This is a genomic window from Salibacter sp. (genome assembly GCF_031581065.1).
GTDB lineage: Bacteria > Bacteroidota > Bacteroidia > Flavobacteriales_G > Salibacteraceae > Salibacter.
In genome coordinates this window covers 1-6,520 of the sequence record NZ_JAVLBN010000072.1, presented here as the reverse complement: position 1 = coordinate 6,520, position 6,520 = coordinate 1, and the positions used below count along the sequence as shown (strand labels likewise).

Here is a 6,520-nt window from a genome sequence, read left to right as displayed (position 1 = left end):
ATTTGAAGCATTCGTCCTTCAGCAGCTTACAGCCAACAAACCTGAAGATACTGAACTGTTCTTCTACCGAACGCGAGGAGGCACAGAAATAGACTTCGTGATCACAAGAGCTGGAAAAGCTATTGCATCAGTTGAAGCGAAATTTTCAACAGCGCCTAAAATCACAAAGAGCATGCGGAATGGAATAAAAGGACTTGACACAACAAAAAATTTTATTGTAACACCACAGTCAGAACCGTACATGAAAAGTGAGAACATAATGGTGTGCGGTATTTCACATTTCATACAACAAGAACTTTCAAATCTTAGTGCTTCTTAAACTGACCAAAAGTCAGATTTTAGAAGCTCTTAGACCTACTGACGCTATCGGTCAGCACTAAGCTCGTGACGAAAGGAACGGGGCCCTTAACAACTTACCGTCACAATGAACCCAAAGAATAATTAGAACTTCTCTCGACCTTGACCTCGGCCTCGACCTCGGCCTTGGCTGTTGGCGGTTGGCCGTTGGCTGGAACACCCCCAAACTCCCAAACCACTAAATCAACACCTCAACACACTTAATGCCGAGGAAAAACGATCAAGCCCACTCCCCGAAATCAAAGTATAGTCAATGCCACGCTCTTCTAAAAAACTAACATACCGATTGAAAATAATCTTTCGCTCATCTAAAGATGGCGCTTCACGTAGAGGGTCATCCTCCCAGGGAAGATCAATATTCATGAGTAAAACCTTATCGAAAAGGATCTGATTAGAAGCTCGTTTAATCTCATCAGAAACTACTCCGTATTTGTGTTTACTCCAAATGTATATCACCTCCGGGCCAGTATCACAAAAGAGACATTCCTCTTGCCTCCTTTCAGCTTGCTGAATCAAATCCAATTGGCCATGGAGAATACGGTCGAGATCTGACCGTGAATACTCGGGGCCATTTTCATTTAAATAAGTACGCGCATACTCCTCAACCCACTCACTGTTAAAGTGCTGAGCCAATTGTTGAGCAAGTTTAGATTTGCCCGTAGCCTCCGGACCTGTAATCAATACTTTCTTCAAGATTCCCCCTATTTATTTGAAACCTGGTTGCGATAATCTCTCAACCATTTGAAATAACCAAAAACAACCATTATTGTGTAGGCCAAAAATAGCAATGCGGTTAAATATAGCTCTTTACTCCAGTACATGTAAACACCAACTCCGTCAACTACAATCCAATACAGCCAATTCTCCAAATATTTCCGTGTCACCATATAAGTGACGACAATAGCTCCAATGGTTGTAAACGAATCGACAAACGGCATTGACGCATCAGTATTGAAGTGCAGAAAGCTCCCTAAACCCAGAGCCCCAAAAACAATTAGCCCGGAGAACAAAAAATGCTCGCGGATATTGAGTTTCTCAATAAGTTTTTCTGCCTTATTTCTACCGCCAAACTTCCAAACATAAAATCCATAAGCAGTTGTTCCAAGGTAGTAAAACTGCAACCCCGTTTCGGCCCACAGTTTAGCGTTAGACAAAATGTACATGTACAAAACAACTGACAGCAACGACCAAAACCAACACCAGATATTCTCATAAGCAGCAAGAATCAAATACAAAACGCCTGACAACACAGCGATCAACTCAATCCAGGGCATTTCCTGGTAAGAAGCTTTGATCGCCTCAATCATCCCATTTTGTTTTATCTGCCGGATTATTGAGAACCTTCATCACAAAAGTTGCTTTTACACCGCTTTCATAACTGTTTTTCATGGATTCATTTACACAGCGCATCACATCATCGTATTCACCAATTATTCGCGTACTGCTTGGATTCGTTGAGACTTTCACCTCGGGATAGGTTCTGATTTTTTCCAAAAAAACATCAATTGGCGGAATATAATCATCAGTAAGCGGATACATTGAAACTTCTACTACTGCTCTCATATTAATCACAATTACAAGTTGTTGAAAATTTTAATTCAATATTATTCGGCAACATTGCCCTTATCGCACCCTGCTCAGCCTCTGTATGGCGAATATGCCGCAGATCGACAGTTTTCAAGGCACTTAAATTCTTAAACGATCCCGGTACTTCAACTATATTATTGCTCCACAAACTCAAAATCTCGAGGTTTTGCAATTTGCCCATTGACTCTGGCAGAGTAGCTATTTCATTATCACCGAGTTTCAGTTCTTTAAGGTTATTCAACTGAGCAATTTTTGGAGAGACGTAAACCAGGTTATTGAATTCAACACTAAGCCTCTCGAGAGATTTCAACTTTGATATTTCATCCGGAATAGTATCAATTCGATTGCGATCTAAATTGAGTGAAATCAGATTTTTAAATTGAAAAATCTCAATTGGAAAAGATTCGTATCGGTTCCATTTGAGTTTCAAATGAAAGACTTCACCAGGATTTTCAGAAGCTTTTTCAATCGACTTGTAAACTTTACTGGAATCAACCTGTGCTGTAAGTTCCTGGTCAGAACCCCAAAAAGCCGGCACGATCAGAACCAGCAAAACAATTATGCTCCGAGTGCTTCCTGGCATACTTCCTTATCTTGTTTCAATTGCTCTGCGAGCTCTTCACCTGAATTGAATTTTTTCTCGTTTCGAATACGCTGTTTAAACTCTACCGTAATTTCATCACTGTAGATATCGCTGTCAAAATCGAAAATATTGACCTCGACAGATTTATCCTGAGACTGACTAACAGTTGGTCGAACACCTATATTCAGCATTCCGTTAAACTGTTCTCCTCCAACTTTCACCTTAACAGCATAAACGCCATTAGCCGGAATCAGCTTTATCGATTCTTCAATATCAATATTTGCAGTTGGATAACCGATTGACCTACCCAGTTTTTCACCTTCAATTACTTTTCCTGATAAAGGATAGGAATAACTCAAAAAAGTGTTAGCCGTTTGCACATCGCCTTCTTCTAATGCCTTCCTGATCTTTGTTGAACTCACATTCACCTCATCTATGTCGAGCGCAGAGATTTCCTCCACATCAAAGCCGTAAACAGGACCAAATTCTTTGAGATGCTCAAAACTTCCCTCCCGGTTCCGACCAAAATGATGGTCATAACCAATTACGAGTTTTTTCGTACCGATCTTGTTAACCAAGATATCCCGAACAAACTCCACCGAAGATGTCCGTGAAAACTCTTTCGTGAAAGGATGGATAATCAAGTTATCGATACCGGCCTTTTCTAAAAGGTCTATTTTTTCATCCAAAGTATTGAGCATCTTAATCTGTGACTCGGGCTGTAGAACTGATCTTGGATGCGGGTAAAAAGTGAGCAAAACAGACTCCCCATTCACGTTTTCAGCAACTTGCCCAAGCCGATTGAGAATTTTCCTGTGTCCTACATGAACACCGTCAAAAGTCCCGGTTGTAACCACCGCATTCTCAACATTTTCAAACTCATCAATACCTCTGTATACTTTCACCTGGCTCTAAAAATTTTGATGCAAATTTGTTAAAAAAGAACAGTATGATCGCCTTTTGTTAAAATTGCTCTTTAAAAAGTGATAAAGTTATTCACAAAGGAAAATTAATTCACAGATTATTCTACTTTTGCACCCGAATTTAACTAAAGGCATAAGTAATTAAACTCAGCTCAGAAATGTCTGAAATGAAAGGTAAAGTTAGTCAGGTAATTGGTGCGGTAATCGATGTCCGTTTCGATAACAAAACAGGTATCCCGGATATCCTCGATGCACTCGAAGTGACTAAACCAAACGGTGAAGTTGTTGTACTCGAAGTTCAACAGCACATTGGTGAGGATACAGTCAGAACCATCGCAATGGATTCCTCAGAAGGTATTCAGCGAAACATGGATGTTATTGCTACAGGCAAACCAATTTCAATGCCAACAGGAGACGCGGTAAACGGTCGCCTGTTCAACGTGATTGGAAATAACATTGATGGTTTGGAACAGGTATCGAGAGAGAACAGCCGTTCTATCCACCAGGAAGCTCCAAAATTTGAAGATCTGTCAGTATCTTCTGAAATCCTTTTTACCGGAATTAAGGTCATCGACCTCATCGAGCCTTACTCAAAAGGTGGTAAAATCGGTTTGTTTGGTGGTGCCGGTGTTGGTAAAACAGTATTGATTCAGGAACTCATCAACAACATTGCAAAAGGATACGATGGTTTTAGTGTTTTTGCCGGTGTTGGAGAGCGTACCCGTGAAGGAAACGACCTTCTTCGGGAAATGCTTGAATCAGGCATTATCACTTACGGTGACGATTTCATGAAGTCTATGGAAGAAGGCGGATGGGATCTCAGCAAAGTTGACAAAGATAAACTCAAAGAATCTCGCGCATCATTTGTATTCGGTCAGATGAACGAACCTCCTGGAGCACGTGCACGTGTTGCCCTTTCAGGTCTTTCATTAGCTGAGTACTTCCGTGATGGTAGCGATGATGGCGGTGGAAAAGATATCCTTTTCTTTATCGACAACATCTTCCGCTTTACGCAGGCAGGTTCTGAGGTGTCAGCACTTCTGGGTCGTATGCCATCAGCGGTAGGTTACCAACCAACACTCGCAACTGAGATGGGTGAAATGCAAGAGCGTATTACTTCAACTAAAAGTGGATCGATCACATCTGTACAGGCTGTTTACGTACCTGCAGATGACTTGACTGACCCTGCTCCTGCAACAACATTTGCTCACCTCGATGCAACGACAGTACTTTCGAGAAAAATTGCTGAGCTCGGTATTTACCCGGCTGTTGATCCATTGGATTCAACTTCCAGAATTCTTTCTCCAGACATCGTAGGTGATGAACACTACAAATGTGCTCAGGATGTAAAAGAGATTCTTCAGCGATACAAAGAACTTCAGGATATTATTGCTATCCTCGGTATGGATGAACTTTCAGAGGAAGACAAACTCGTTGTTCACCGCGCAAGACGCGTTCAACGTTTCCTTTCTCAACCGTTCCACGTAGCGGAACAGTTTACCGGACTCAAGGGAGTATTGGTTCCGATCGAAGATACCATCAAAGGATTCAACATGATCATTGACGGTGAACTCGATAAATACCCTGAGGCTGCATTCAACCTCAAAGGTGATATCGATGACGTGATTGAAGCCGGTGAAAAAATGTTAGCTGAAGCTTAATTTAAAGAACAAGCAATATGTTACTTGAAGTTTTAACTCCTCAAAAACTACTCTATCGCGGCAAAGTTGACCACGTCAAAATGCCGGGTATCGATGGTTCATTTGGAGTTATGAATAATCACGCACCGCTCATCAGCGCCCTTCAAAAAGGACGCGTTTACATCGAGCAATCGGTGAGTGGCAACAAACAATTCGATGAGCTTTCTGGCGAATTCATTACCGATATCGCGAAAGACACAGAATTTGACTTTGCCATAAACGGTGGTGTTGTGGAGGTATTGAAAAACAAGATTATTATTCTCGCAGAATAATTTCTATCGATATTTCTAAATTTAAGGGGATGTATCAAAACCGAAAAATCACCAATTTTCGGTTTTAAAAGGCTCACCTTGAGAAGTGTAATTAACTAAAAGAATTGGATTAACATCCTGTAATCACCGACTTCTCAAATTTCTTAAAAGCCTTTTGATACATCCCCTTTTTTGTGAATTTATGATTGGGAGTGACCAAAAATATGCGGCTGAACTTTTAATGCAGGGAGAGCTTGTTGCCATTCCAACCGAAACGGTTTACGGATTAGCAGCAAATGCCCTCAATGAAGACGCTGTTATCAATATTTTCGAAGCTAAACAGCGCCCTAAATTTGACCCGTTGATCGTCCACACTCATGATGTGAGTGAGTTTGAAAAGTTCGCAATCATCGAAAGTGATCTTGTCTATCAGCTGGCTGAAAGGTTTTGCCCGGGGCCAATCACTTTCATCCTTCCTAAGCGGGACATTATTCCTGATATCGTCACAAGCGGACATGAGACTGTTGGTCTGCGAATCCCCAATCATCAATTGACGCTCGATCTGCTAAAACGACTTTCGTTTCCTCTGGCAGCCCCAAGTGCCAACCCGTTTGGGTTTACGAGTCCAACCACAGCTCTTCACGTTCAGAACCAATTAGGCGAAAAGATTCCTTACATTCTCGATGGAGGAAAATGTGAAGTAGGCATTGAATCGACTATTGTAAAAGTCGTTGATGATGAAGTTGAAGTGTTGAGGCTGGGAGGCATTTCAGTTGAAGAAATTGAATCAGTAATTGGAAAGAGAGTTAAAAGAGTCAAAACCTCTTCATCAAATCCTGCTGCCCCCGGAATGCTCAGTTCTCATTACAACCCGGGAGTTAAGGTAGAGGTTGGAGATATCGAAAAACTCCTGTCAGAACACAGGAATCAAAAAGTTGGGATACTAGCTTTTGACAACAATCGCTATGAGAGTTTTGAAAATGTAACTGAAGCAAAAGTACTTTCACCAACAGGATCACTCAGCGAAGCAGCTCAAAACCTATTCAGTTACCTCCGCGACTTCCAAAACTCAGATATCGACATTTTAATTGCTGAGCCAGCACCAGCAAAAGGACTGGG

At 41.4% G+C, this 6,520-nt stretch carries 9 protein-coding genes; 4 read left to right on the top strand and 5 right to left on the bottom strand.

The features are described 5' to 3' along the window. The coding region (locus tag RI557_RS11150) for a DUF4143 domain-containing protein (protein WP_310683814.1) at positions 1-319 on the top strand (319 nt) is incomplete at its 5' end. 221 nt (positions 320-540) lie between these two features. Here the strand turns inward: RI557_RS11150 and RI557_RS11145 are convergent. From RI557_RS11145 to RI557_RS11125, 5 genes are read right to left on the bottom strand one after another with little or no spacing between them, the layout of a single operon-like run. After that, positions 541-1,050: an ATP-binding protein gene (locus RI557_RS11145; RefSeq protein ID WP_310683812.1), complete on the bottom strand. Its 510-nt coding sequence runs from the start codon at positions 1,048-1,050 to the stop codon at positions 541-543. Positions 1,051-1,058: 8 nt separating this feature from the next. Further along, the gene (gene pnuC, locus RI557_RS11140) at positions 1,059-1,664 is read right to left on the bottom strand and encodes a nicotinamide riboside transporter PnuC (RefSeq protein ID WP_310683810.1); all 606 of its coding nucleotides are present in this window, start codon (positions 1,662-1,664) and stop codon (positions 1,059-1,061) included. After that, a complete protein-coding gene (locus RI557_RS11135) occupies positions 1,657-1,920 on the bottom strand; it encodes a YkoF family thiamine/hydroxymethylpyrimidine-binding protein (RefSeq protein ID WP_310669039.1) in 264 nt (87 codons plus the stop codon). Before RI557_RS11135 ends, pnuC begins: the two co-directional genes overlap by 8 nt. Position 1,921: 1 nt before the next feature. Further along, positions 1,922-2,527: a leucine-rich repeat domain-containing protein gene (locus RI557_RS11130; protein WP_310683808.1), complete on the bottom strand. Its 606-nt coding sequence runs from the start codon at positions 2,525-2,527 to the stop codon at positions 1,922-1,924. Continuing rightward, positions 2,503-3,432: a bifunctional riboflavin kinase/FAD synthetase gene (locus tag RI557_RS11125; RefSeq protein WP_310683806.1), complete on the bottom strand. Its 930-nt coding sequence runs from the start codon at positions 3,430-3,432 to the stop codon at positions 2,503-2,505. The genes RI557_RS11130 and RI557_RS11125 overlap by 25 nt, the downstream gene beginning before the upstream one ends. Before the next feature lie 176 nt (positions 3,433-3,608). Here RI557_RS11125 and atpD point away from each other — a divergent pair, with 176 nt between their 5' ends. The 3 genes from atpD to RI557_RS11110 form a co-directional block, all read left to right on the top strand. Next, positions 3,609-5,111 (top strand): F0F1 ATP synthase subunit beta, encoded by a 1,503-nt coding sequence (gene atpD / locus RI557_RS11120; RefSeq protein ID WP_310683804.1) that lies wholly within the window; start codon positions 3,609-3,611, stop codon positions 5,109-5,111. 17 nt (positions 5,112-5,128) lie between these two features. Then, entirely contained in the window at positions 5,129-5,422 is a 294-nt protein-coding gene (locus RI557_RS11115; RefSeq protein WP_151169039.1) for a F0F1 ATP synthase subunit epsilon, read from the top strand. 181 nt (positions 5,423-5,603) lie between these two features. Further along, the coding region (locus RI557_RS11110; RefSeq protein WP_310683802.1) for an L-threonylcarbamoyladenylate synthase at positions 5,604-6,520 on the top strand (917 nt) is incomplete at its 3' end.